This is a genomic window from Salinimicrobium profundisediminis (assembly GCF_026241755.1).
Lineage (GTDB): Bacteria > Bacteroidota > Bacteroidia > Flavobacteriales > Flavobacteriaceae > Salinimicrobium > Salinimicrobium profundisediminis.
In genome coordinates, this window is the sequence record NZ_JAPJDA010000017.1 from 81,509 (window position 1) to 103,849 (window position 22,341).

At 41.2% G+C, this 22,341-nt stretch carries 21 protein-coding genes and 1 tRNA gene; 6 read left to right on the plus strand and 16 right to left on the minus strand.

Going from position 1 to position 22,341, the window contains the following annotated elements; genetic code table 11:
* The first annotated feature begins 62 nt into the window (after nt 1-62).
* A complete protein-coding gene (locus tag OQ279_RS11520; protein ID WP_266070069.1) occupies nt 63-263 on the plus strand; it encodes a YwbE family protein in 201 nt (66 codons plus the stop codon).
* Between the two features lie 590 nt (nt 264-853).
* Here the strand turns inward: OQ279_RS11520 and OQ279_RS11525 are convergent.
* From OQ279_RS11525 to serS, 8 genes are all read right to left on the minus strand, one after another.
* Nucleotides 854-2,053, minus strand: coding sequence for an MFS transporter (locus OQ279_RS11525; protein WP_266070070.1), 1,200 nt, complete (start codon nt 2,051-2,053; stop codon nt 854-856).
* A gap of 35 nt (nt 2,054-2,088) precedes the next feature.
* A complete protein-coding gene (locus OQ279_RS11530) occupies nt 2,089-3,045 on the minus strand; it encodes a 2-hydroxyacid dehydrogenase (RefSeq protein ID WP_266070071.1) in 957 nt (318 codons plus the stop codon).
* A gap of 5 nt (nt 3,046-3,050) precedes the next feature.
* Nucleotides 3,051-3,416 carry a cupin domain-containing protein gene (locus OQ279_RS11535; RefSeq protein ID WP_266070072.1) on the minus strand — a complete coding sequence of 122 codons (366 nt, stop codon included), beginning with the start codon at nt 3,414-3,416 and terminating at the stop codon, nt 3,051-3,053.
* A gap of 109 nt (nt 3,417-3,525) precedes the next feature.
* Nucleotides 3,526-4,878, minus strand: a complete 1,353-nt coding sequence (mgtE, locus tag OQ279_RS11540; protein ID WP_266070073.1) for a magnesium transporter — start codon at nt 4,876-4,878, stop codon at nt 3,526-3,528.
* Nucleotides 4,868-5,710 (minus strand): 16S rRNA (adenine(1518)-N(6)/adenine(1519)-N(6))-dimethyltransferase RsmA, encoded by an 843-nt coding sequence (rsmA, locus tag OQ279_RS11545; protein WP_266070074.1) that lies wholly within the window; start codon nt 5,708-5,710, stop codon nt 4,868-4,870. The genes mgtE and rsmA overlap by 11 nt, the downstream gene beginning before the upstream one ends.
* A gap of 14 nt (nt 5,711-5,724) precedes the next feature.
* Nucleotides 5,725-6,033, minus strand: a complete 309-nt coding sequence (locus tag OQ279_RS11550; RefSeq protein ID WP_266070075.1) for a DUF4286 family protein — start codon at nt 6,031-6,033, stop codon at nt 5,725-5,727.
* Between the two features lie 51 nt (nt 6,034-6,084).
* Nucleotides 6,085-7,869, minus strand: a complete 1,785-nt coding sequence (locus tag OQ279_RS11555) for a tetratricopeptide repeat protein (protein ID WP_266070077.1) — start codon at nt 7,867-7,869, stop codon at nt 6,085-6,087.
* Between the two features lie 133 nt (nt 7,870-8,002).
* Complete coding sequence (gene serS, locus OQ279_RS11560; RefSeq protein WP_266070078.1) at nt 8,003-9,274, minus strand: serine--tRNA ligase; 1,272 nt, start codon at nt 9,272-9,274, stop codon at nt 8,003-8,005.
* A gap of 280 nt (nt 9,275-9,554) precedes the next feature.
* On the opposite strand from serS, the gene OQ279_RS11565 reads away from it, so the two are divergent.
* On the plus strand, nt 9,555-10,127 hold the full coding sequence (locus OQ279_RS11565; RefSeq protein ID WP_266070079.1) for a thioredoxin family protein: 573 nt from the start codon (nt 9,555-9,557) through the stop codon (nt 10,125-10,127).
* A 109-nt stretch (nt 10,128-10,236) separates the two neighbouring features.
* On the opposite strand, the gene OQ279_RS11570 is transcribed toward OQ279_RS11565, so the two are convergent.
* The 8 genes from OQ279_RS11570 to OQ279_RS11605 all read right to left on the minus strand — a co-directional run bounded on the left by OQ279_RS11570 (nt 10,237) and on the right by OQ279_RS11605 (nt 17,412).
* Nucleotides 10,237-11,562: an HTTM domain-containing protein gene (locus tag OQ279_RS11570; RefSeq protein ID WP_266070081.1), complete on the minus strand. Its 1,326-nt coding sequence runs from the start codon at nt 11,560-11,562 to the stop codon at nt 10,237-10,239.
* Nucleotides 11,552-12,490: a bifunctional riboflavin kinase/FAD synthetase gene (locus OQ279_RS11575; protein ID WP_266070082.1), complete on the minus strand. Its 939-nt coding sequence runs from the start codon at nt 12,488-12,490 to the stop codon at nt 11,552-11,554. The genes OQ279_RS11570 and OQ279_RS11575 overlap by 11 nt, the downstream gene beginning before the upstream one ends.
* Before the next feature lie 8 nt (nt 12,491-12,498).
* Complete coding sequence (gene pth, locus OQ279_RS11580) at nt 12,499-13,122, minus strand: aminoacyl-tRNA hydrolase (RefSeq protein ID WP_266070083.1); 624 nt, start codon at nt 13,120-13,122, stop codon at nt 12,499-12,501.
* A 75-nt stretch (nt 13,123-13,197) separates the two neighbouring features.
* Nucleotides 13,198-13,824 (minus strand): 50S ribosomal protein L25/general stress protein Ctc, encoded by a 627-nt coding sequence (locus tag OQ279_RS11585; protein ID WP_266070085.1) that lies wholly within the window; start codon nt 13,822-13,824, stop codon nt 13,198-13,200.
* Nucleotides 13,825-13,997: 173 nt separating this feature from the next.
* On the minus strand, nt 13,998-14,939 hold the full coding sequence (locus tag OQ279_RS11590) for a ribose-phosphate pyrophosphokinase (protein WP_266070086.1): 942 nt from the start codon (nt 14,937-14,939) through the stop codon (nt 13,998-14,000).
* A 179-nt stretch (nt 14,940-15,118) separates the two neighbouring features.
* Complete coding sequence (locus OQ279_RS11595) at nt 15,119-16,375, minus strand: porin family protein (protein WP_266070087.1); 1,257 nt, start codon at nt 16,373-16,375, stop codon at nt 15,119-15,121.
* A gap of 2 nt (nt 16,376-16,377) precedes the next feature.
* Nucleotides 16,378-16,920, minus strand: coding sequence for an RNA polymerase sigma factor (locus OQ279_RS11600; protein ID WP_266070088.1), 543 nt, complete (start codon nt 16,918-16,920; stop codon nt 16,378-16,380).
* Nucleotides 16,921-16,953: 33 nt separating this feature from the next.
* Nucleotides 16,954-17,412, minus strand: coding sequence for a hypothetical protein (locus OQ279_RS11605; RefSeq protein WP_266070089.1), 459 nt, complete (start codon nt 17,410-17,412; stop codon nt 16,954-16,956).
* A gap of 332 nt (nt 17,413-17,744) precedes the next feature.
* Between OQ279_RS11605 and OQ279_RS11610 the strand changes: the two genes are divergently transcribed.
* The 4 genes from OQ279_RS11610 (at nt 17,745) to OQ279_RS11625 (ending at nt 21,983) form a co-directional block, all read left to right on the plus strand.
* A complete protein-coding gene (locus tag OQ279_RS11610) occupies nt 17,745-17,993 on the plus strand; it encodes a GIY-YIG nuclease family protein (protein ID WP_266070090.1) in 249 nt (82 codons plus the stop codon).
* Nucleotides 17,994-18,067: 74 nt separating this feature from the next.
* Nucleotides 18,068-18,150, plus strand: a tRNA-Leu gene (locus tag OQ279_RS11615).
* Nucleotides 18,151-18,345: 195 nt separating this feature from the next.
* A complete protein-coding gene (locus OQ279_RS11620; protein ID WP_168025950.1) occupies nt 18,346-20,238 on the plus strand; it encodes a hypothetical protein in 1,893 nt (630 codons plus the stop codon).
* Nucleotides 20,235-21,983 (plus strand): hypothetical protein, encoded by a 1,749-nt coding sequence (locus OQ279_RS11625; protein ID WP_266070091.1) that lies wholly within the window; start codon nt 20,235-20,237, stop codon nt 21,981-21,983. Before OQ279_RS11620 ends, OQ279_RS11625 begins: the two co-directional genes overlap by 4 nt.
* Nucleotides 21,984-22,341 lie beyond the last annotated feature (358 nt).

Below are 22,341 nucleotides of genomic sequence, written 5' to 3' on the forward strand. Positions count from 1 at the left end.
GTAGAAGTAGGGTTGAAAGGCAACTTTATTAAATAGATTCCTGGCGATTTCAATGAAACATTATGAAACCTACAAGAAAAGATATTTCTACCGGCACGAGGGTGAGCATTGTTCAGAAACACGACCAGAGGACCGGAAGGCTAACTGAAGGTGTAGTGCAGGACATTCTCACCAAATCCCCCATGCATCCCCACGGAATTAAAGTGCGGCTGGAAACAGGCGAAGTGGGCAGGGTACAGAAAATTGAGGATTCACTGGCGTGAAGCTTTCAATGAACAATGATCAATTAGCAATTATCAGTCTCAATTCGTAATCCCGATAACATGGTAATCTCTTCTGTTCTTTTTCCATTGATGAAAAAGAACCAAAAAATCTAGGCTTACGAAAATGTTGCTAAAATTTTAATTCGGAGCCTAAATTTTAGGAACTCGCCACGAGCTCATTAGAAAAATTTCATAATTCGCTAAGGCTCAAACAGCCTAAAATTTTACGGCTCGCTCATTTCAATTTTTACGCAAAATTTTCGATAGGCCGCTGGTTCATCTTGGTTAATCTCGTTGAACTACTGCAGAATTCTTCTCGTAATGTCGCTTTTTTGTAAGTGTAGTGCTGGCCCGGCGTTAAAAATTTTTGAAGCCTTGGAGAAAATTTAGCCGGGGGAGCACGGTTCTAATTTTGCTCCCGCAAAATTAGAACCACCTATCAAAAAAGTCTCCTTTTTTTGGTTCGTTTTTATTGCATCCGACGACTGTAGGGAGAGGAATGCACAGCAAAAAAAGAACAAATGAGGAAGAAAAAGGATTTTAAATGTCCGTAGGGTAAGTGTTTTTTAGCAATAGGAACTAAACCAAAATTAATCCTGGTAAGATTTTATACGCTGAGAATTGATAATGATTACCGTCATGAGCACAAAGATCCCGCCCATCAAATATTCAAAACTTACTCCGGCATCCATTAAAAGACCCACCACCAGTGGTCCCAGGGCGGTACTAATTACAGAAAACATAGTGAAGACACTTCGTATCACTCCCATCTTTTCGGTGCCGTAGAGTTCGGCTATTAGGGCAGTTTTTACTGTTCCTGCCACTCCCATACTTACTCCGGCGGTGATGAGAAAGATTAAAGCTCCAATGATGCTATCCATAACGACAAAAGGCAGCAAACCCAGATTGATGGGGATAAGGTAATACTGGAATAATTTTCTTGCCGTGAACTTATCCACCCACACTCCTCCAAAAAGGGAAAAAAGGAAACGGGTTATGGCGTAGACGGTAAAGAAGGTGGCATACAGCTGTACCGACCAGCCTTTGTTCTCCACAAATACGTATTGATAGAAGAAGATCGCGGTAGCGCCAAAACTCAGAATAAAGCTGGCGGGCATCATTACCCCGAATTTCCGGTCAAAAACGACCGTTTTATAATCCTTTAGCAAAGAAAATGGCGACGGACTACCCTTGGTGGACAATTTTTCATCAAAGTACCCAAGCCGGGTAAACTTAAGTCGAATGAGATAAAGCAGCAGTACGCCACCACTTGCAATGGCCGCCACCCTCCAGTCGAACCAGCTGATGAGGAAAGCGATGATCAATGGGAAAATCGCTTCTCCCACAGAAAAACCAAGGGAGGAAAAGCTCAGGGCCTTTCCGCGGTCATTCACGTACTGCTTGGACATGATGGTCATGCTGATGTGCGTAAGCAGTCCCTGCCCTGCAAGGCGAAGTCCGGTAACGGCTACGATAAGCAGGATAATACTCTCAGAAACTCCCAGCAGAATACTGGAGAGTGCGAGGCCGGCAACCGTGAAGGCGGTAACCTTTTTAACAGGTTTGTGATCCACGGTATGACCTACCGAGAGCATGATGAATGATGCCGCAATGGTACAGCCGGCATAGATCGCTCCAAAAGCACCTTCCGAGATTTGAAAAGACCTGATGATCTCGGGCACATACAGGGAGATGAGAAATGTTTGCCCAAAGCCCGATAGCAGCGTGAGCAGCCAGCCAAAACTTACCGGCCTGAGGTTGCCTTTTAAAAAATAGATATAATCCTTCAAAAAAATGCCTTTTTTCAGCCTGCAAAGGTAGGGCCTTATCCTGGCAATTGATCTTTAAAATGATCTATGATCTTATGTGCTATAGTATCTGCCAGCTTTTTATGAGATTCTACCGTCCATCCGGCAACATGCGGACTAAGCAGCACATTTGGCATCACCAGTAATTCCTGCAGGGCTTTTGGCATTTCTGTAGCTTCAGAGAAAAGGCTTTCAAAAGAGCCTTTTTCATACTCCAGTACATCGAGACCTGCACCCAGGATCTTTTTGTTATGGAGAGCTGCAACGAGATCTTCGGTCACGACACTTTTTCCGCGGGCGGTGTTGAGCAGCCAGAATGGCTTTGCAAAAGCTTCAATAAAGGCAGTATCGATCATTCTGTTAGTTTCGGGAGTCCAAGGTGTGTGCAGACTCACCACGTCACATTCCCGGCGGAATTCCTCTATGCCCACCTGCTGTACATATTCATCTCCTACCCCCTCTAAAATGTCAAAACAGAGCACCTTTACATCAAAACCCTGAAGTTTTTTCGCAAAAGACTTACCCATATTTCCATAACCAATGATCCCAACAGTTTTTCCTTCCAATTCCACTCCGCGGTTGGCTTCGCGATACCACAAGCCTTCACGTACCTGCCTGTCGGCCTGATTGAGTTTATTAAAAAGGGAAAGTAACATTCCAAGTGCATGTTCACCCACGGCATTTCTATTTCCTTCGGGGGCAGAAAAAAGTTTCACGCCTTTCTTTTCTGCATATGCTACATCTATACTTTCCAGCCCCGCGCCAACGCGGGCTATGAATTTGAGATTAGGAGCCGCATCGAGAAAGGCTTTGTCAATTTTGAACCGGCTTCTAATCACGATGCCATCATAGCGATGTTGATTCTCAAGAATCTCCTGCTCACTTTGGTTATAGGCTTCAATATTGTGATGTCCTGCTGCTTCGAGTTGTTGTAAAAGAACAGGGTGATTAGAATCTGCGTGAAGAATGGTCATTAAGATCAGATTTTAGGATAGTCAGATTGGGTGAGGCTGTCTTGTACATTGCCGGTGTGCTTTGTTGTTAGCTTTTCGAACAGCATGATATGAACTTCCTCCCCGTTTTTTGTCATGGGGCAGTGTTTCACTCCTTTGGGAACAATGATGATCTCCCCTTCCTTAACGGTTTCAGTGTGATCTTCAAACTGAAGATATAAAGTACCTTTTATAATTTGGAAGAGTTCATCTTCGTCATCATGCTGGTGCCACACAAACTCGTCTTTGACCTTTGCCACCAGCACCTGCATGTCATTTACAACACCTATTTGCCGCGGATGCCAGTGATTACTGAAGCTCTTTAGTTTTTCTTTTGGATCAATGGGTATCATAAAAAGGCATTTTTGACAGGTATTTTTAAGAGGAACTAAAATAATAAATTGAAGCTGGGGCAGCCCCCATAATTAAAAATTACAAGCACCAAATTCCAACTTGTATAAATTAAAATCCTAAGATCATCTTGGCAATGGTAAAATAGATAAGTATCCCAAAAATGTCATTACTGGTAGTGATGAAAGGCCCTGTGGCCATTGCGGGATCTATACCGAATTTGTCCAGGATAATGGGCACAAAAGTCCCTATGAGGGAAGCAATTACGATTACCGAGATCAAAGAAATGCCCACGGTAAGCCCAAACAAGAAATCGAAACCCAGTAGAAAGATGCCCCCAACGATAAGTAGAAGTGCAAGGGCGGTACCGTTTAAAAGGCTTAAAAGAATTTCTTTGATAAGGCGGTTTAACAGCGAGCCACTAAGGCTTTGATTTGCCAAACCCTGTAACACAATGGCCGACGACTGTACGCCCACATTACCTGCCATTGCCGCTATTAGCGGCACAAAAAAGAACAGGGCAGCATGCTCTTGCATTGCGGCATCGAAAGTGCCCAAAACGGTTACAGAAACAAAGCCGCCAAAAAGTGCGAGGATGAGCCAGGGCAATCTCGCCCGGGTGAGGCGCAGGATGGAATCATCGGCCTCAACATCTTCAGAAATACCGGCTGCCAGCTGGTAATCCCTTTCGGCTTCGTCTCTTATAAAATCTACAATATCATCAATAGTTACCCGCCCCACGAGCCGGCCCATCTCATCAACAACGGGTATGGCCTCGAGGTCATACTTCTGCATGATTCGGGCTACTTCCTCACCTTTGGTATGAACTGTAACGTAATCTACTTTATCTATATAAACGTCGCTGATATTTGCCCTGCTGGAAGCCGTAAGAAGATCTTTTAGAGACAATCTCCCCTTTAGTTTCCCCTTATCATCCACTACATAAATGGAATGCACACGGGTCACGTTCTCGCCCTGGGCCTTCATTTCGGCGAGAGAGCCGGTTACACTCCAGTTCTCATTTACCTTAACAAGCTCCTTAGCCATAAGACCCCCGGCAGAATTCTCGTCATAACGCAACAGCTCTACAATATGCTCGGCGTGTTCTTCATCGGAGATCTCCTGGATTACTTCCTGCTTTCGTTCTTCCGAAAGTTCAGACATAATGTCGGCAGCATCATCGGTGTCCATATTCTCGAGCTCCTCGGCGATTTCTTTGGCCGAAAGATTATCGAGAATGCGTTCCCTCAGGTCTTCTTCAAGCTCCATAAGAGCTTCGGAAGTTTTGGTACTGTCAAGCAGCTTTATGATATAGGTAGCCTCATCGAGTTCCAGTTCGTGGATAATCTCGGCAATATCGGCAGGGTGAACCTCTTCAAGCAGCTGCAGGAGCTCGGTGTCCCGATGCTCTTCAATGAGAAGCTGAATTTGCTCAATATATTCTTCGGTTACCTCAAATTGCATAAGGCTGGATCTTTTGTGTAAGTTCTATAAACCTGGCTGTACTTAGCTGTTCGGGACGTAGCCCAAAGATAGCATCTTCTTTAATATTTTCGGGCAGGTCAAAGATCTTAAGACTGTTTCTTAGCGTCTTTCTTCGCTGCTGAAAAGCTGTCTTTACCACTCTAAAAAACAATTTCTCGTCTACGGGCAGGGAAAAATCTTCTTTCCGGATAAACTTCAGCACGCCGCTGTCTACTTTTGGCGGCGGATTAAACACTGATGGTGGCACGGTAAAGAGGTACTCGGCTTCATAAAAAGCCTGGACCAGCACAGACAGTATTCCGTAGGTCTTGTTACCTTCCTTTTCGCAAATACGCTGTGCTACTTCTTTTTGGAACATCCCCGAAAATTCGGGAATAAAATCCCGTAGTTCGAGCATCTTAAAAACGATTTGGGTAGAGATGTTGTACGGGAAATTACCTATTATGGCAAACTGCTCCTGCTTAAAGATCTCACCAATATCGTACCTCAAAAAGTCCTTTTCATGCACCTTACCTTCAAGAGCAGGATAGTGTTCATTTAAATACGCAACACTCTCGGTGTCTATCTCTATTACGTGAAGGTCTGTGTCTTTTTTCAGGAGATATTTTGTGAGCACTCCCATCCCCGGGCCTATCTCCAGCACATGGGGATAACCTTTATAACTAAGGGTATCTGCAATTCTTTCGGCCACACTTTCATCGGTCAAAAAATGCTGCCCCAGGTGCTTTTTAGCCTTTACATCGCCTTCCTGATGGCCGGGCAAAGAGGTATTGTGGCGGTTTCCACCTTTCTTACTGTAATTCTTTTTCATGGATACTGTGGTTTCTACTGCTCGCTTATTACCTCGAGCTCGGTCCTGAAGACGACAAATTTCCCTTCAAAAATTGCAGATTTTCTTCTCAACCTTTCGGCATCTTCTTCATAATAACGCTGTAGCATTTTTCGGGTTTGAGCGGTAAACTGAACTGAATAAGTGATGCCTCCCATTTCTTCGTTCACCAACACCCTGGTCATAAGCGCTTTTGTGAATTTACCGGTGTTGAGCATTTCGGGGATGTGTTCCTCTTTCATCCATTTTACCCACTGCTGGTGAACATCTTCCTGAACATTTATTGTGACATTGTAGATATACATATACTGTAGCTTCTTTAGAAAAAAGGGAGGATTGCAGCCTTAATAAAAGGCTTATTCAATCTCATCTCCCCGAAGTTGCCTGAATTTTTTTCGGGCATCTACAAAGTAAATACTATCGGCGTAATTAAAGATAATTTTTTCATAAAACTCCTGCGCCTTTTCGGGCTGGTCCAGCTTTTGGGCGTAAAGTTCGGCCAGGTAGTAATGGGCGTTATCTCCCAAAACCCCATTCTGGTAATGCGATATAAGTTTAAGGTAATTTTCTTCGGCTTTTTGGTACTGCGCCGTTTGTTCATACAGCTTTGCCTGCTTTAAAAGGGCATCATCTTCTATATCCTCCCCTTTATGGCCGGTTAAAACAGTGTCTAGCAATTGTATGGCCTTTTCTTCCCGTTGCTGAAAAGCCAGTAAATCGGCCCGGGCATATTTTTTGAGTGCAGCCTGTGTGGAATCTTCCAGGGAGTTTTCACTAATTAAAAGGCTAAGTTCCATAGCGTCATTAGCAATCAATTGCGAGGTAGCCGATTTTAGAACATCCAGCTGAATGGTAGCCCATTCAAAATCTCCTTTATAGTAGCTGGTTTTTGCCACTTTAAACCTTGCCATTTGTGCAATGACATCATTTTCTACCATGTTTTGCACCTGCGAGTAATAGATCAAAGCCTGATTGAACTTCTCATCGAGCACGAGAATATCGGCCAGGGCCATTTTTAAGGCGGCTTCTTCAAACTTCTTCAGGTCACTATCTAGAAAATCCCGGAGTACCTTTTCTGCTTTTGCGACCTCAGCCTGTTTAAATGCAAGAAAATTAGCGTAATCTATGAACAGCGATAACATTGCCGGTCCACTCCCATAGGTGTCAAAAAGGGCATTATAAGCCTCATCTATTTCGGAGTAATTGTTCTTCGGAAGTATTTCCTGAAGAATGTTTAACCGCAGTTGGTACGCCTGAAGTTTTAAGTCCTGGTTTGGGGCTTCAGCAATAATAAAATCGAGTACTTCAAGAGCTGTTTCGAGTTGCCCTTCTTCCCTCGCCATCACCGTAAGCCTTAAGATAGCCCCCAAACCTTCATTTGACCTGCGATAGATGGCTTTCTCCTGCTGAAAAGCCTTCTGATACTCTTTTTGCTGAATGAACAACCAGCTCAACATGTTGTTGAAAAGAATATTTTGGTCTTCCTGAAGTTTTTTCAGCAGTAATTTCCTGAAGGTGATGTTAGCAACATTAGCGGGATCATCGGTAATGAACTCCCCGTAAATACGGCTCACGCCCGGCAGCAAATCGGGGTTGTTACCCAGTACATCAATATAATTGCTAAACATCTTTTCAATCTCACCCTGTTCGCCGTAAAGCCGTGCGAGCTGGATGTTGTATTCGGCATTGGGATTCATTTTCATGCCCAGCTCATAAGCTGTGACGGCTTTATCGAGTTTGCTGTACTTTTCAAAAGCCCGGGCAATAGGAAAAGCATAGTTAGGTCTCGACTCAATAGCTCTTAAAGCTTCTTCATAGAATTTAAGGGCTTGAGATGATTTTCCCTGCAATTCAAGATTGTGGCCCAGCTCCACAAGGTAATGAGGCGCATTGGCCGTGTTGTTCACCTTTTCTTTCAGCAGTCTTTCTGCTTCTGAATATTTTTCAAGTTGCTGATATGTGGCAATGAGTCCGTAGAAAAAGGAGGCATTTTGCGGCTCCAAATCGAGGAGTTTCTCATAGATATTCTCTGCTTTTTCAAATTCGCCCCTGTCAAAATAATTGCGCGCCAACTGCTCAGATTGTGCAAAACCTGAAAAATGGGAGCAAAGAAGGATGAGAAGAAAATAAAGGAAACGCATCCGCAACTGTTTTGAGTAAAGATAAGAAAATGCCTTTTTTAGCACCTGAAAGTGAGGGATTTATTCTATTAAAAGCAAAGACCTCACAGGTTTCAAAAACCTGTGAGGTCTCATAATATTACGAACACTCCTTTTAATCAATCATGTCAAAACCGGTATAAGGCACCAATACGTCGGGCACTTTTATACCTGCAGGGGTCTGATAGTTTTCAAGAATTCCCGCCAATACACGAGGTAAGGCAAGGGCACTACCGTTAAGGGTGTGCGCCAGTTGCTTGGAACCATCGGCCGATTTATACCTCAACTTTAACCGGTTGGCCTGGAAAGTCTCAAAATTTGAACAGGAGCTTATCTCCAGCCAGCGATCCTGTGCGGTTGAAAATACTTCAAAGTCGTAAGTCAGCACCGATGTAAACCCAAGATCACCACCACATAACCTAAGAATGCGGTAAGGCAACTTTAGATCCCTGAGGATATCCTTGATCTGCTCTACCATTTGATCTAATGCAGCAAAAGAATTCTCAGGTTTTTCGATCCTTACAATCTCCACTTTATCGAACTGGTGCAGGCGGTTAAGACCGCGCACGTGTGCCCCGTAAGAACCTGCTTCCCTTCTAAAGCACGGCGTATAACCGGTACAGGCAATGGGAAGATCGTTTTCTGAAAGCATGTTATCCCTAAACATATTCGTAATAGGAACTTCGGCCGTTGGAATAAGGTATAGATTATCTTCGGTGACATGGTACATTTGCCCTTCTTTATCGGGCAACTGACCTGTGCCATACCCCGAAGCTTCATTTACCATAAGCGGCATTTGGTACTCGGTATATCCTGCCGCCACGTTTTTGTCTAAAAAGTACGCGATCAATGCCCGTTGCAGGCGTGCACCTTTTCCTTTGTAAACAGGAAATCCGGCGCCGGTAATTTTGTTACCAAGTTCAAAATCTATGATGTCATATTTTTTTGCCAGTTCCCAGTGCGGCAAAGCATCTGAATCAAGCTGCGGCACTTCTCCTTCTTTAAAGACCTCAACATTATCTTCTTCGGAAGCACCATCCGGCACGAGTTCATTCGGGATATTGGGAATATTATACAGCTGTTTGTTGAGGGCCATGGTGGTAGCCGCCAGCTTTTCAGAAAGCTCTTTAGTAGTCTCCTTCAAATCTGAAGTTTGTTGCTTCAGCTGGTTTGCCTTCAGATGTTCACCGGTCTTGAAAAGCATTCCTATTTCCTTTGAAAGCCTGTTCGATTCGGCTAACTTCTCATCCAGCTCTGCCTGGGTTGAACGGCGGGTCTCGTCCAGTTCAAGCACTTCAGCAAAAACTTCTTCAGCATCAAAATTTCTCTTTTTCAAGGCTTTTACATATGCCTCCTTGTTGGCCCTGATATTGGCTACCTGTAACATAGATCTAATATTTGGATTTGCGCAAGTGTATTTCTTCCGCCATAAAAGCAAAAGTAACAAAAGCCCTGTAAACAATTGATCTTCCCGCCAGAGAGATGACAAAAATGTTCGCTGTCTCCACAGAAGTTAATGGAGCCCCTGCCAGGACTGAAAAAAATTGTAATTCTGTTTAAATCATCCCCTGTTCTTTTACAGCCCAACCTATTAATTTTAGTATCTTTTAGTCCCCGGGAATCGCCTGTAGATCAAATTGAAATCATCTTAATATACACCTGAAAATATGGACTTTAAGCAATACCAGAGTTATTTTGAAACTATAAAAAATACTCCTTTAGAGCAGCAGAATGCGCCTTACGATAATCCCGATTATCTCAATTACACTAAACTGAACTGGTCTCGTATGAACCGGTGGTTAAAAACGGGAGAAATAACAGAAGAGTTGAGAAATGCACTCCAGCAAATTTATGAGCCCCAGCAGTGGATTGTTATCACGGAACCCTGGTGTGGAGACGCGGCACACATCACCCCGTTTCTTGAACTTGCGGGCCGTGAAAATCCTCTTGTAAGCGTCTCGTACGAACTAAGGGACAGCGCGCCTCACAGGATTGAAAATTACCGCACCAACGGCACGCTCTCTATACCAAAGCTTATCATTAAAGATGAGCATGACGAAGATCTTAACGTTTGGGGCCCACGGCCCCTGGAATGCGTAAAATTGTTTGAAAGGTTAAAAGCTGAGAACGCCGAAGCAGATAAAATAAAGGAGGAAATTCAGCAATGGTACAACTCGAACAAAGGCCTGGAAATTCAGAAAGAACTAGCTGCCTTGATCAGAGAGGCTGTATCAGCTTAATATTAATTAAAGCTGAAATATTACCGGGGCCACTGCATTCGCATTGTGAGCTCCGGTTATTTTCGTGACAGATCAAATTTTATTTTGATCAACACCGCAGGAAAGCACCTTATTCTTTATCATCAACAAATGGCAATATCCAGTCATGATGCTCAAAGTGCTTCCATTCTTCGGCTGCGAGATCAACTTTAGGATCTATAAAGGGCTTGTAACGCCTCCTGTTTACACTTACCCTGCTGTCTACATACACCTCCACCTCTTTTCCTTCTAGTTCATATTCTTTTTCGAGGCGTTGGGCAAATTGCCAAATCATATCGGGTTTTGAGCCTAATGCACGCTGTTGTTTTGCTGAAAGATAATCTTCAGTTTTAATATAGATGGTATCCTGAGGCTTTGATTTATCTACCACTTTATAGCGGATCTGACCGGATTTTGACCTCAACATCATACGCCAGCTAAGACGATGGCCTTCTTCGGTCCATAGCACATCATCTTTGAAGAACCAGTGCCTAACTGGCAACACTGCCTGCACCAGCAGCCAAATCGCCATAAAACCTACGATCAAATCCCGGTTTTTGGGAACTTCTACTTCAGCTGCGGAATAATGTGGCTTTTTCCACAAAAAATACCTGTTGATATTTTCCGTAGAAAAAAAGAAGATAGTGAAAGCAAGAGCCAGATAAGGAAAAATCCCAATGTGGAAAATAAAGCTGTTGAAGAGATGGAAAAATACGGCAGCCAAAAATGCGAAAATCCGGGTGCGTTTCCAGAGCAGTAAAGGAATGATCAACAGGTCAAAAAAGAATCCGAACCAGGCGATGGTATGGTGTACCCAGGGCTGCTGAAGAAAATCTCCTACCAACCAGTAGTCTTTTCGGGCATCCATTAATATTCCCGGAAGCGTGGCATCAAACCAGTCGGGGTATATTTTGGCCACGGCGGCATAGGTATAAACGATAAACATTTGCACCACAAGCAAGACCCAAACCCAGCGTGGCATACTCAGCTTCTTTAACCCCGGGTTCTTCCAGGCATCAACCGAGGCGTACCTGTGCGCCGGGAGAAGGATCATGAGAAAGCACAGCAACATTAAAAGGTAGTAGTGATTGTTATAGGAAGATTTCTGCATCAGGTAAACAGCGGCCCACATTATCGTGTACATAAAAATGCTAAACCGATATTTAAAACCCAGCATCACGAAGATGCCAAACAAGCCCATAACAGCGTAGTACCAGAGCATGCCATTACCCGGCAAAGGCTGCAGAAATTCGAAACCTATAAAATTAAAAGTGAAAGCGGGTTCAATAAACACCCTTTTTACCCAACCAGTAAAGATTGCACCAAAAGCCTCTATAGTAAGCAATACCCCAAAGAGTATCCTAAAAACAATAAGTGCAGAATTATCTATGCGGGTAAAAAGCCATTTATTGAGCATAATTATCACGTATAAATTGATAGCTTATAGCTTCGTCCTGTTTCATGGCCCGTTTTAATGCCTCTACCGACTCAAATTTCTTTTCATCCCTAATGCGCATAAGCATTTCTATAGAAAGCTGTTGCCCATACAGGTCTTTATCAAAGTTGAAAAAGTTAGTTTCAATGGTTTTTTCGGTACCGCCTACAGTAGGATTGGTGCCAATGCTCATCATCCCGTACACCATTTCTCCATCAATCACAGATCTTACTACATAAACCCCATTTTTAGGGATAAGCTTGTAGTCTTCTTTAACTTCAAGATTGGCAGTAGGAAAAGAAAATTCTTTTCCAAGGCCTTTCCCTCTCACCACAGTTCCTGCTAGGGAAAATGGATAACTTAGGTAACGATTGGCCTTCTCTACCCTACCTTCCCGTAATGCATTCCTTATTTTAGTAGAACTTACAGCTACATCTTCAACATCCTGCTTTGATATTTCTTCTACCTCAAAGTCATATTCTTCCCCAAAGGCTCTCAGGTCATTAATATCTGCTGTCCTGTTGCGTCCAAACCTGTGGTCATACCCAATAATCACCTTTTTGGCTTTGAGTTTATTTACGAGCACGTCTCTCACAAATTCCCGGGCCGAAAGTCTGGAAAACTGCTGCGTGAACGGATGGACAATAAGATGGTCGATCCCGCTTTGCTCCAGGATATTCTTACGCTCTTCAATAGTATTGATAAGCTTTATATCGGCATCTTTTTGAAGTACCATCCTGGGATGCGGAAAAAAAGTGAGGATAGCCGATTCAAGATTGCCGGCCTTTGCTGTATTTACCAGCCTTTGAATAATTTTTTGATGCCCAATATGCACCCCGTCAAAAGTACCTATAGTGACTACCGTATGATGGTTGCTGTTGAAAGCATGTGCTCCTTTGTGTTCTTTCAAGACTACTGCTATTTCCCGTTAAAGGTATTCATTGTATTATTTATGCCCGCCGTACCGAAGGATCTTATCACTTCAGCTGATTTTTCAAGTCTCTCGGGCAACTTTTTATTTTCTTCTTCATCCCATTCCCCCAGCACGTAATCTACCTGCCTGCCATGAGAAAATGCATCGCTTATTCCGAAGCGAAAGCGATTGTAATTTGTTGTTCCCAATTGGGCCTGGATATCTTTCAAACCATTGTGGCCGCCATCGCTGCCCTTGGTCTTTACCCTTATAGTGCCAAAAGTAAGGTTGAGATCATCTGTAATTACCATTAAGTGCTCTAAGGGCACCTTTTCTTTCTGCAACCAGTAATTTACAGCTTTCCCGCTAAGGTTCATAAAGGTTGAAGGCTTAAGCAGTATAAAGGTGCGGCCCTTAAATTTATAGGTAGCCACATCCCCCAGTTTCTGGGATTCAAAAGTAAGTCCTTCTTTTTCTGCCAAAAAATCGAGTATCTTAAACCCAATGTTATGGCGGGTATTGTGGTACTTGGGGCCAATATTTCCCAGACCCACAATGAGAAATTTTTTCATAGGAGAAATTTCTTCTTTAGGTGTTTTAGCTAACAATCTTCCAAAAAAAGATAGCATGCGTGACTTTTTGGTAAAAATAAAAAAAGCATCCCGAACTGGGATGCTTTATATTTTGATAAGAAAACCTGAAGCTTATTCAGTTTCGTTAACTTCGGTTGCAGGCACTTCATCTGCTGCAGTTTCTTCTTCTTCATCATCGGTATCTGCGATGACATTTCGAGAAGTTCTAACCTGGCAAACTACTGTGTTATCTGGGTGCATGATTTTGAACTCATCACTTTGTAAAGCAGTAACATACAATTTGTTACCAATTTTAAGTGAAGTAATATCGGCTTCGATAAAATCTGGAAGATTTCCTGGAAGACCTTTTACTCTCATGCGGCGAAGGTTAAATCTCAATACCCCACCATTTTTCACACCACGGGCAACACCTGTAGTATGTACAGGAATTTCCATAGTAATTTCTTTGTCTTCAAAGATCTGGTAGAAATCGATATGCAAAATTGCATCGGTTACAGGGTGAAACTGGATATCCTGCAATACAGCATTAAATACCTCACCTCCCTTTAGCTTAATCTCTACAGTGTGAACATCTGGGGTGTAAACCAGGTCTTTAAAGGCAATCTCTTCTGCTGAAAAATGTAATGGCTCGTCTCCCCCGTATAATACGCAAGGAACCTGTCCAGCATTACGTAAGGCTTTTGTAGCTTTCTTGCCTACGCTTTCTCTTTTAGATCCGTTGATCGTAATTGATTTCATTGTTAAAAATTTTAGGCTGCAAAAGTAAATCTTTTTTTTCAGCTAATAAAAGCTTAGGCCCTAATTATTTATAGCGAAAGATTCCTGGCAGCAAAAGTTGAATATTAAGAGTCAGGAATTTAAAATCTTAGAAAAGCTGCTCGTACTTCTACCTTCTAAAATCTAACTTCCGTTTACATAATGAATTTTGAACTAATAGACCTGTTGTTGTGTACACGATTCATTACATCTGCAAACAAATCGGCACAGGTAACCACGCGAATCTTATCGCTTTTTTTCTTTAGCGGGATTGAATCAGTAACAATGAGTTCCATCAGTTTCGAATTCTCAATGCGTTCATAGGCTTCTCCAGAAAGTACAGGATGTGTACAAATAGCTCTTACACTAAGCGCCCCTCTTTCCATCATTAAATCGGCTGCTTTGCTCAATGTGCCTGCGGTATCTACCATATCATCTACGAGTACCACATTACGCCCTTCAACATTCCCAATCAATTCCATGTGAGAAATAACATTGGCCTTTACCCTTTGTTTGTAACAAATCACTACATCGCTCTCCATGGTTTTGGAATAGGCATAAGCTCTCTTGGAGCCTCCCATATCGGGTGAGGCAATAGTAAGGTTGTCAAGGTTAAGGCTACGCAGGTAAGGCAAAAACACGGTAGATGCAAACAGATGATCTACAGGTTTTTCAAAGAATCCCTGAATTTGATCGGCATGAAGATCCATGGTGATAATTCGGGTAGCTCCGGCAGTTTCGAGCATTTTGGCAATAAGTTTTGCCGCAATAGGCACCCGCGGCTTATCTTTTCTATCCTGCCTGGCCCAGCCGTAATAAGGGATAACTGCTGTAATATGCCTTGCAGATGCTCTTTTGGCAGCATCTAGCATAAGTAAAAGCTCCATAAGGTGATCAGACCCCGGGTGGGTAGACCCGATAATAAAAACTCTCGATCCTCTTACAGATTCTTCAAAAGAAGGTTGAAATTCGCCATCACTGTAAGTGGAAGTGATAACATTCCCCAATTTAGAGCCATAGGATTCGGCTATTTTTTCAGCCAAATCACGGCTTTGATTACAGGAAAAGATTTTTACTGCGGTAGAAACTTCAGGCATGTTGTGTTGTTTGTTGTTGCCTTGCAAATTTAGAAATTAATTCGTGGGTGAGAACCAGCAAATTTACTTTTTGAGAAATATTGAAGAAGGTTTTAGAGAGGGAAAGGTTGAAAAAAAACTTCCCTTCAAAAATGGCATTTTTGAAGGGAAGTTTTTGAGCAGAAATCTATTAAGCCCGATTAGAATCTATAATTGAAACCGGAATACAAACCTAAAAAGTAAGGTTTTTGCCCGCCACTGTCTTTAAACGTGTTCATTTGAAATTTAACTACAGGCTCTACGCTCAGTTGCAGCTGCTTAGACAGGTTATAACCCAATCCCAGGCCTAAATTTGTGGTATAGCTAAGTTTATTCATTCGGTTTGCCCCTCCAAGATCGGCCTCTTCGCCCGGAAGTGCCAGTAAAAGGTCATTTTCTTCAAGAAAAAGCACACTTGCGCCGCCTATAATTCCCAGTGAAAACTGGTCATCAAGCACTAAATACTCAAGCTCAAGAGGAACCTCCAAAAAGCCCATTTTTTGATGCAGCGTGCCGTATGAAGGTGAAGCAAGTGTAGCAGCATTCATCATTTTCGTGCCATAAGATGAAATTTTGGCAACCTCATTGAAAGAAACCTGCCGGGTATTGTACTCAAGGCTCACCTTGTTAATCCCGCCCCTAATGTTGATATTTTCAGAAACCGCGTAAGCCACACTCACCCCGTAAGAAAAGGTCACTTCCCCCGAAGCTTCTTTTTCTGAAAAGCCTTTGTTCACAACGTTCCCGTTTCCGAAGTTATTAAAATACACAGGCGCCACCCTTGTACTCAGTTTAAATTTCTGCTGAAAATTGTCATTTTGGGAAGGTATTTCAGGCTCTTCCTCTTTAGACAGGCTCAACGCCGCAGCAAGTTCTTTTGAAGCGCCCGAACCCGGGATTTCTTCGGAAGTTTTCTCCTCAAGAACTTCTTTATTTTCTAAAACTTCAGCTACACCGGCCTCATCTGTAACCTGCAACCCTATACTGACAATTGCGTGGTTCCCTGAAGTATTTTTGTGTGATTCAGCCTTAACTTCAGGTTTTACTTCAGCAGCAATTTGTTGTTTCTGCTGAAGCTCATGCTGTAAGATCAAGGCCTGTAAAAGGATTTGAGATTCCTTCATCACCTCCTGAAATTTTACTGAAGCATCTTCAGACTCAAAATTTAATTCCCCGGACTCAAAAACAACCTGCACGCCTTTTTCTTTTTCAGTAAAAAAGGAACTTTTTGAATAAAGCGTAAAAAGGAGTGCTACCGCGGCTGCCACTCCGCCAAGCTGTACCCAAATAGGAAGCAGCCTTTTTTTTGCCTTTTTTGGCGGGAGCTGTGATAGAATATTTCCCCAGGAATCTTGGGGCGGAGGCATTTTTGCCCCCTCAAAGCGACGCCGGTAAATTTTGTCGATGTCCTTTTCCATTTTCATATTGATTTAAGGAAATTCATCCGGTTGTGGCGCTTAATACGCTCTCTCAATTTGTAGCGGGCACGCGCGAGGTTGGATTTTGAAGTCCCTTCAGAAATCCCCAACATTTTAGCGATCTCCTTGTGAGAATATTCTTCCATTACATAAAGGTTAAAGACGAGCCGGTATGCTTCGGGCAGTTCCTGGATTATTTTGATCAGGAAATCCAGTGACAGGTTTTGGTCATCAAGATCTTCTTCAACTTCTTCAAAAATTTCGCCTGTAATACTAAGGTGAAACCCGTTCTTTTTGCTCTTTTTGATGGCGGTGTTAATGACCAGTCGCGTCATCCAGCCTTCAAAACTGCCTCTTCCGCTAAACTGGTCAATTTTTTGAAAAATTTTCACAAAGCAATCCTGCAGCAGGTCTTTTGCCTGCTCGTAATTCCCGGAATATTTAAGGCAAAGCACGAAGAGCTGTTCCGAGTATGTACGGTAAAGCTCCTCCTGCGCCTTTCTATCCTGTTGTTTACAAAGCCGAACTAGTTCCTTTAGACCCACAGGAGATTTATGTTGGTTCTTTAATGCTCAAATTTATTCCTCGGGAGTGGTAGGCTCTTCTTCGCCAACAGGCACAACTACCTCATTATATACGCTTTTACCGTCTACATCAACCCCTGTCCAAAGATAAAAAGTATAAGGTTCATCACCTTCAATTCTCATGGAAAAGGAACCTTCTACCTCAAGATCATCATCTTCGAGGTTACAGGTAGTTTGATTTGCAGGGCGCGAGGCTACACCTGCCACGTAAATTTTCCTTCTTTCAACTTCTCCGCTCCCTTCTCTCATTGCCTGAACACCAATTCCTGTATGGCAGGCATCCGGAAGTAGATAGGTTATCTTGAAATCATAGAGTTTGCCTTCTTCAAAAGACTCGGGAAGCGTGGTGTCAACTACTTCAGCAATAACCTGTACAGTTCCGGGACCGTCGTCATCAATTTCACAAGCGGTTAACGATAAAGCTGCAATGAATAAGAAAAGAAATTTTTTCATGTTTTGTGTTTTTAATTGTTATTTACCCTTATGACCTTCAATTTCTAAAAGGTTGCGTATTATTTTCAAAAAAATTCCTGGTCACAATTTTAAGAGCATATTTTCGCGGTTGTTCCCTCGCATTCTTTCTGAAAAACCAAAAAACCTGCTCCCAAAATGGCATTTTAGAGTACCTGACTGTTCAATTTTCACCAATACAGTTTTTTGCCTGCAACTTTTTTACCAGAAATCTATTTGCTTAAACCAAAAATTATTACTTTTGCCTCCCGTTTGCCTTGGTGGCGGAATTGGTAGACCTGCCGGCAGGCAGGCGCGCTGGAAAAGTTCTTTAAATGTTTTATGTTTATGCTCTCTCTAGTCTTAAAGAGAATTATATTTATGTAGGTTTGACTTCAGATTTAAACAGAAGATTTGAACAACATAATTCTGGAAAAGAAAGGACAACGAGAAAATTTAGACCATTTAAGCTAATTTTTTCCGAAATTTGCAGTTCTCGAACAGAGGCCAGAATTCGGGAAAAGTACTGGAAATCTGGCATAGGAAAAGAAAAGCTAAGGAAGCTTAGAAGTAATATAAATTAGAATGAAGCCTTGGTGGCGGAATTGGTAGACGCGCTGGATTCAAAATCCAAACTTAAAAGAGCGTAAAATGTTAGGCCGAAGTGGTGGAATTGGTAGACACGATGGATTCAAAATCCATTGCTGATAAGGCGTGCGGGTTCGATTCCCGCCTTCGGTACGAAAAAGAGCTGAGATGAAAATCTCGGCTTTTTTTATGCTCAGGTACAACATAGGTACAACATTTAAGTATATTTAATGAACTCATTAAAAATGATTTCATTTGGTATCATTAAGCTAAAATGAAAATCAACTTTTACGGGCTTATATTCAGAGTTTGAGATGATTGAACTTTTTTAAGTAAACATTTAATCCGATGGTCAAGATTGATAGACAGATTAACACTTTAATCCAAAAGTGTATAAACACAAAAAAAATAGAATTTCCTAAAGTGGAAACAGCTAATTGTGGCCTACTGTTGAAAAAAGAAATCGTCCTACAAATGGAATCAAATCCTGAATTTATTAAGCTCAACCCAAATTCTATTGAATTTAACGAAGCCCTACTTAAAGAAGCTGAAGTTAAACTTGAAAGAGAAATGCCTAAGAATATTGTGGGAGCTTTTGGTTTTGTAGAAGATTTTCAGGAAAAATTAAAAGAGGAAAATGGAATTGCCAAAAATGTAATCAATGGTTACGGCAGTTTGATTAAGGGATTACAAGGTTATATTTTACATAGACTGCATTCAGATGGATTTGATGTCAAAGGATATTTTTTAGACAAATTGAAGCCTAAAGGAGAAAGAGAGAAGGAACTCTTCTTATTTGAACAGCACCTTTATAGATTCCTTCCATATTCAAAATATTCAGCAAAAGATATTTGGGAGATATGTCAGCGAACACTTGCTTTTGACGACCGATATTACGTGGATGAATTTGCCCGTAAGCTACCGTTCAACAATTTTGATTTAGCAAAAAATATTTATTCTATTGCCATCAGGTCAGAACAACCCAATGATACATTTTTCATAGCTAGCCTTTTAATAGGACTTCACAATAATGGATTTGAAGGGGTATTTGAAAAGGCATTTGAGCTACAAAACAAGCATCCGCAACAGGGCTATCACGTTTTAAATTCGTTACAAAACCTTTCAGACGAGCAAAATAATTCGATATTCGAATTAGTCCATAATGATTATTTACCAGAATCTATTGGTAGTAAAACTCAAGTTATTTGCGGTTTAATCGACAATCCAAAAGTAAGTGAAGAACTGCGGAAGGGTTGTTTTAATTTAATTACCACCTATCTTCAAAAAGAAAATAAGGAACTTGTTAAAATTGCCTTTCACAGAATAATCTATAATCTTAAGTCTTTTGAGGCTGAGAAATACAAATTGCTCCACATTTATTTTGAAAATACGCAGGATATTTCCGTTATAGAAAGCTTTTTCTATAACTATGAGCATCCCGAGCATTTATTTCACCTAATGAAAATGTTTTACCTAGCTGGATGGCAAAGAGGTTCCATCAACCGATTTGAAAGTTCCATTTTCCATTTTTGGAGTAATAATATACAAGAAACAGAAAAACATATCCTTGAACTTTTTAAGCCTGAGGACAAGTTTGGTTTGCTTCCGGTAGAAATTATAATGACTGGAAGTTTTGGGGCACTTCCAATAGATTTGCTGAAATTGGACACAAAACAGGAGCAGGCAAAGGCGATTGAAGCTATTACCTTGTTTCCACATACTTTTGACAAATTACTTCCAATAGTTCTTCCATTAAGACGTTCGCCTTATCCGGAAGTTGTAAAGTTTCTTCAGATAAAACTCTCTGAACTGATATATGATGCCTACCATAGGTCTTTACTGGACGACATAGAAAACCTATTAGATGAATCTAAAGAAGATAAAGCATTTGTACGACCGTTAAGGGAAGCCTATAAAAATTATGAATCTATTGTATCAAAAAAGAAATCTATAAATGACCTAAACCCCTATGAAAATGAACGGGATTTAATGGATTTGTATTATAGTCTAGAACACGAGAATAGAGCCAAAATGATGCAAGATATTAATGAGAATCCCAATGGTATTCTTGCGGCTGTGGGGAGGAGTACAATAATAGTTAGGGGCAACAGTTGGAAGCAAGAACTTGAAGATAAAGTGATGCCATTAGGGAAAGTAGAATCCAGTTTTATACTTGACGCCAGATTGTTCAAAAATCCCGACCTGCAAGAGTATATTTTAAATACCTACGATAAGAGATGAATATTAAGCAACTAGTGGTTAAGGACTATCTGGAATCTTTAACAGAGAAAGACGAGCTAAATCGTATTTTCCCTCTTTTATTGGAAAGTATGGGATTTGAGATTTTGTCTAAACCGACCGAATATTTGGGTTTGCAAGAATATGGCAAAGACATTGTGGCTGTTGGGATTGACGAAGATAAAGTTAAAAAGCGATTCTATTTTGAACTAAAGGGTGGAGCGGACAGAAATATCACTACGAGGAACTTTTACGGTAAAGATGGAATACAGGAATCAATTACCGAAGCAACTTATACGCCATTTGTATCGGCGTACCCAAAATTCCAAGAACTACCCTTAAAAGTTGTAATTGTGCACAATGGGGTTATTGAAGGCGGCCTGCAAAAAACCTTCGAAAACTTTTTGGTCAAAATAAGTAAACCTGTAGATAACACGGTTTTTGAACGTTGGGATATTGCACGTTTAACCGCTATGTTCTCTGAAAACCTTTTCGGGGCATACCTACTTACTGATTCTTCCACCACAAAACTTTTCAATAGAGTTTTGGTTAATTTGGATACATCCGATGGGGTTTCACGAGACTTTATAAAACTTATCGATTCATTATTTGAAAAGATTGAATGGAAAGGCTATAAAACTAAAATTCCAAGAAAATGGCAATTACTTTTTGAATCCTTAAAACTAATTTCATTCATAATTTACACGGAGTCTAAAGAATATAACAACCTTGACATTGCAAAACGCTACCTTACTCATTTGGTATTACGATATTGGTACTGGGTTTTGAAGAATAACCTGGAAAATAATAAAAAGGTGCTCAAGCACTTTAATCAGGTAATGCTGTTTTTCTATGAAGTATTGCAACAGTATTTTGATAGGACTCTTTCCATAGTACAAACAAAAGATGGACTTTACGCAGAAAATGGTGGTATGTCTGAACAGGTGGGTTATACCCAAAGAACTTTCGACTACTTGGCTTATTTGTTGATTCTAATAAATATGGAGAAAGCTTGTTTCCCAGACTACGACTTACTAGATGCTAGAACTGGAGTTTACAATGTTGTTCAGCACAACTCGGTTTCTAAGCGACCTTTGCTGGATATTCACTCATTGGTCATCGTCAATACCATAGAACTTTTTATACAGACAGATGATGTTGATGCAGCGAAAGCATATCTTAAAAGTATACTTGCTACAATAAAATATAGAAAGGATAAATCTGGAATGCTACCGGATGCCAACAATAGTATTCAAAATGTTATTAAATATACGGTTACAGGAACTAAACCAGTTTATTATTCGGATTCCACCTCGCCTTTGTTGGCAGTTTTATTAGAGTATATTGCTCTTTTTGGTTTGGAGGAAGAATATAACCAATTGAGAATTTTCGTCAAAAAACACGATATCACTTTGGGACTTTTTATTCCTCATCACAGCAAAAATTCAGTGTCTGAAAACCTCATTGAGGATAAAGAAAACGACCTCGAAGAACAGTTATTTTCGAAACCTCTGCGAGATGGATATCAAGTGGATACAAGACTTACAAAAAATTTAATAGACGAATTGCCTTTTGAAGAGTTTAAGGAAAAGATAAAGAAAAGAAAAGATGAATTTATCTATGAATATCGTACTGATAAAGCAGGATATGCTTTTCTGAAAGATTTGGCACATTTCTATTTTCATACACCTTATTTTCCTGACAAATGGAGAAATGTTACAGATGGTTTGTTAAAATCCCAAGGATAAATTTCGGTAGACATATTTGATTTATGGCGTAATTCTAATTGAAGTGAATTAATCGAGTCATTATCCATTTAGCACATTCCCCTGCATTTCGCGAAAAGCTACATTCCGGGAAAAGCGCTTCATTACAAAGGTCTTGAACCCAACTCCAAAGCTTCCGATTTCCATTCCACTTGTCCGCCCTTTCCCGAGAAAAATCGGGAAGCGGTCAAACTCCATTCCCATCTACATCTTTGAAGTCAAGTCCGCTTTAAATCCTACAGAAAGATAATTCTGTTTAATACTGGCTATTTCGGAGTGACCGTGCCACCTATTTCGGTTCAAACAGTGCCACTTTGAAAGATCATGCAATTATATAAAA

Coding starts and splice junctions, on each gene's coding strand:
- OQ279_RS11520 (WP_266070069.1), top strand. CDS start 63: ATGAAACCTACAAGAAAAGATATTTCTACCGGCACGAGGGTGAGCATT.
- OQ279_RS11530 (WP_266070071.1), bottom strand. CDS start 3,045: ATGACCATTCTTCACGCAGATTCTAATCACCCTGTTCTTTTACAACAA.
- OQ279_RS11535 (WP_266070072.1), bottom strand. CDS start 3,416: ATGATACCCATTGATCCAAAAGAAAAACTAAAGAGCTTCAGTAATCAC.
- mgtE (WP_266070073.1), bottom strand. CDS start 4,878: ATGCAATTTGAGGTAACCGAAGAATATATTGAGCAAATTCAGCTTCTC.
- rsmA (WP_266070074.1), bottom strand. CDS start 5,710: ATGAAAAAGAATTACAGTAAGAAAGGTGGAAACCGCCACAATACCTCT.
- OQ279_RS11550 (WP_266070075.1), bottom strand. CDS start 6,033: ATGTATATCTACAATGTCACAATAAATGTTCAGGAAGATGTTCACCAG.
- OQ279_RS11555 (WP_266070077.1), bottom strand. CDS start 7,869: ATGCGTTTCCTTTATTTTCTTCTCATCCTTCTTTGCTCCCATTTTTCA.
- serS (WP_266070078.1), bottom strand. CDS start 9,274: ATGTTACAGGTAGCCAATATCAGGGCCAACAAGGAGGCATATGTAAAA.
- OQ279_RS11565 (WP_266070079.1), top strand. CDS start 9,555: ATGGACTTTAAGCAATACCAGAGTTATTTTGAAACTATAAAAAATACT.
- OQ279_RS11570 (WP_266070081.1), bottom strand. CDS start 11,562: ATGCTCAATAAATGGCTTTTTACCCGCATAGATAATTCTGCACTTATT.
- pth (WP_266070083.1), bottom strand. CDS start 13,122: ATGCTATCTTTTTTTGGAAGATTGTTAGCTAAAACACCTAAAGAAGAA.
- OQ279_RS11585 (WP_266070085.1), bottom strand. CDS start 13,824: ATGAAATCAATTACGATCAACGGATCTAAAAGAGAAAGCGTAGGCAAG.
- OQ279_RS11590 (WP_266070086.1), bottom strand. CDS start 14,939: ATGCCTGAAGTTTCTACCGCAGTAAAAATCTTTTCCTGTAATCAAAGC.
- OQ279_RS11595 (WP_266070087.1), bottom strand. CDS start 16,375: ATGGAAAAGGACATCGACAAAATTTACCGGCGTCGCTTTGAGGGGGCA.
- OQ279_RS11605 (WP_266070089.1), bottom strand. CDS start 17,412: ATGAAAAAATTTCTTTTCTTATTCATTGCAGCTTTATCGTTAACCGCT.
- OQ279_RS11610 (WP_266070090.1), top strand. CDS start 17,745: ATGTTTTATGTTTATGCTCTCTCTAGTCTTAAAGAGAATTATATTTAT.
- OQ279_RS11620 (WP_168025950.1), top strand. CDS start 18,346: ATGGTCAAGATTGATAGACAGATTAACACTTTAATCCAAAAGTGTATA.
- OQ279_RS11625 (WP_266070091.1), top strand. CDS start 20,235: ATGAATATTAAGCAACTAGTGGTTAAGGACTATCTGGAATCTTTAACA.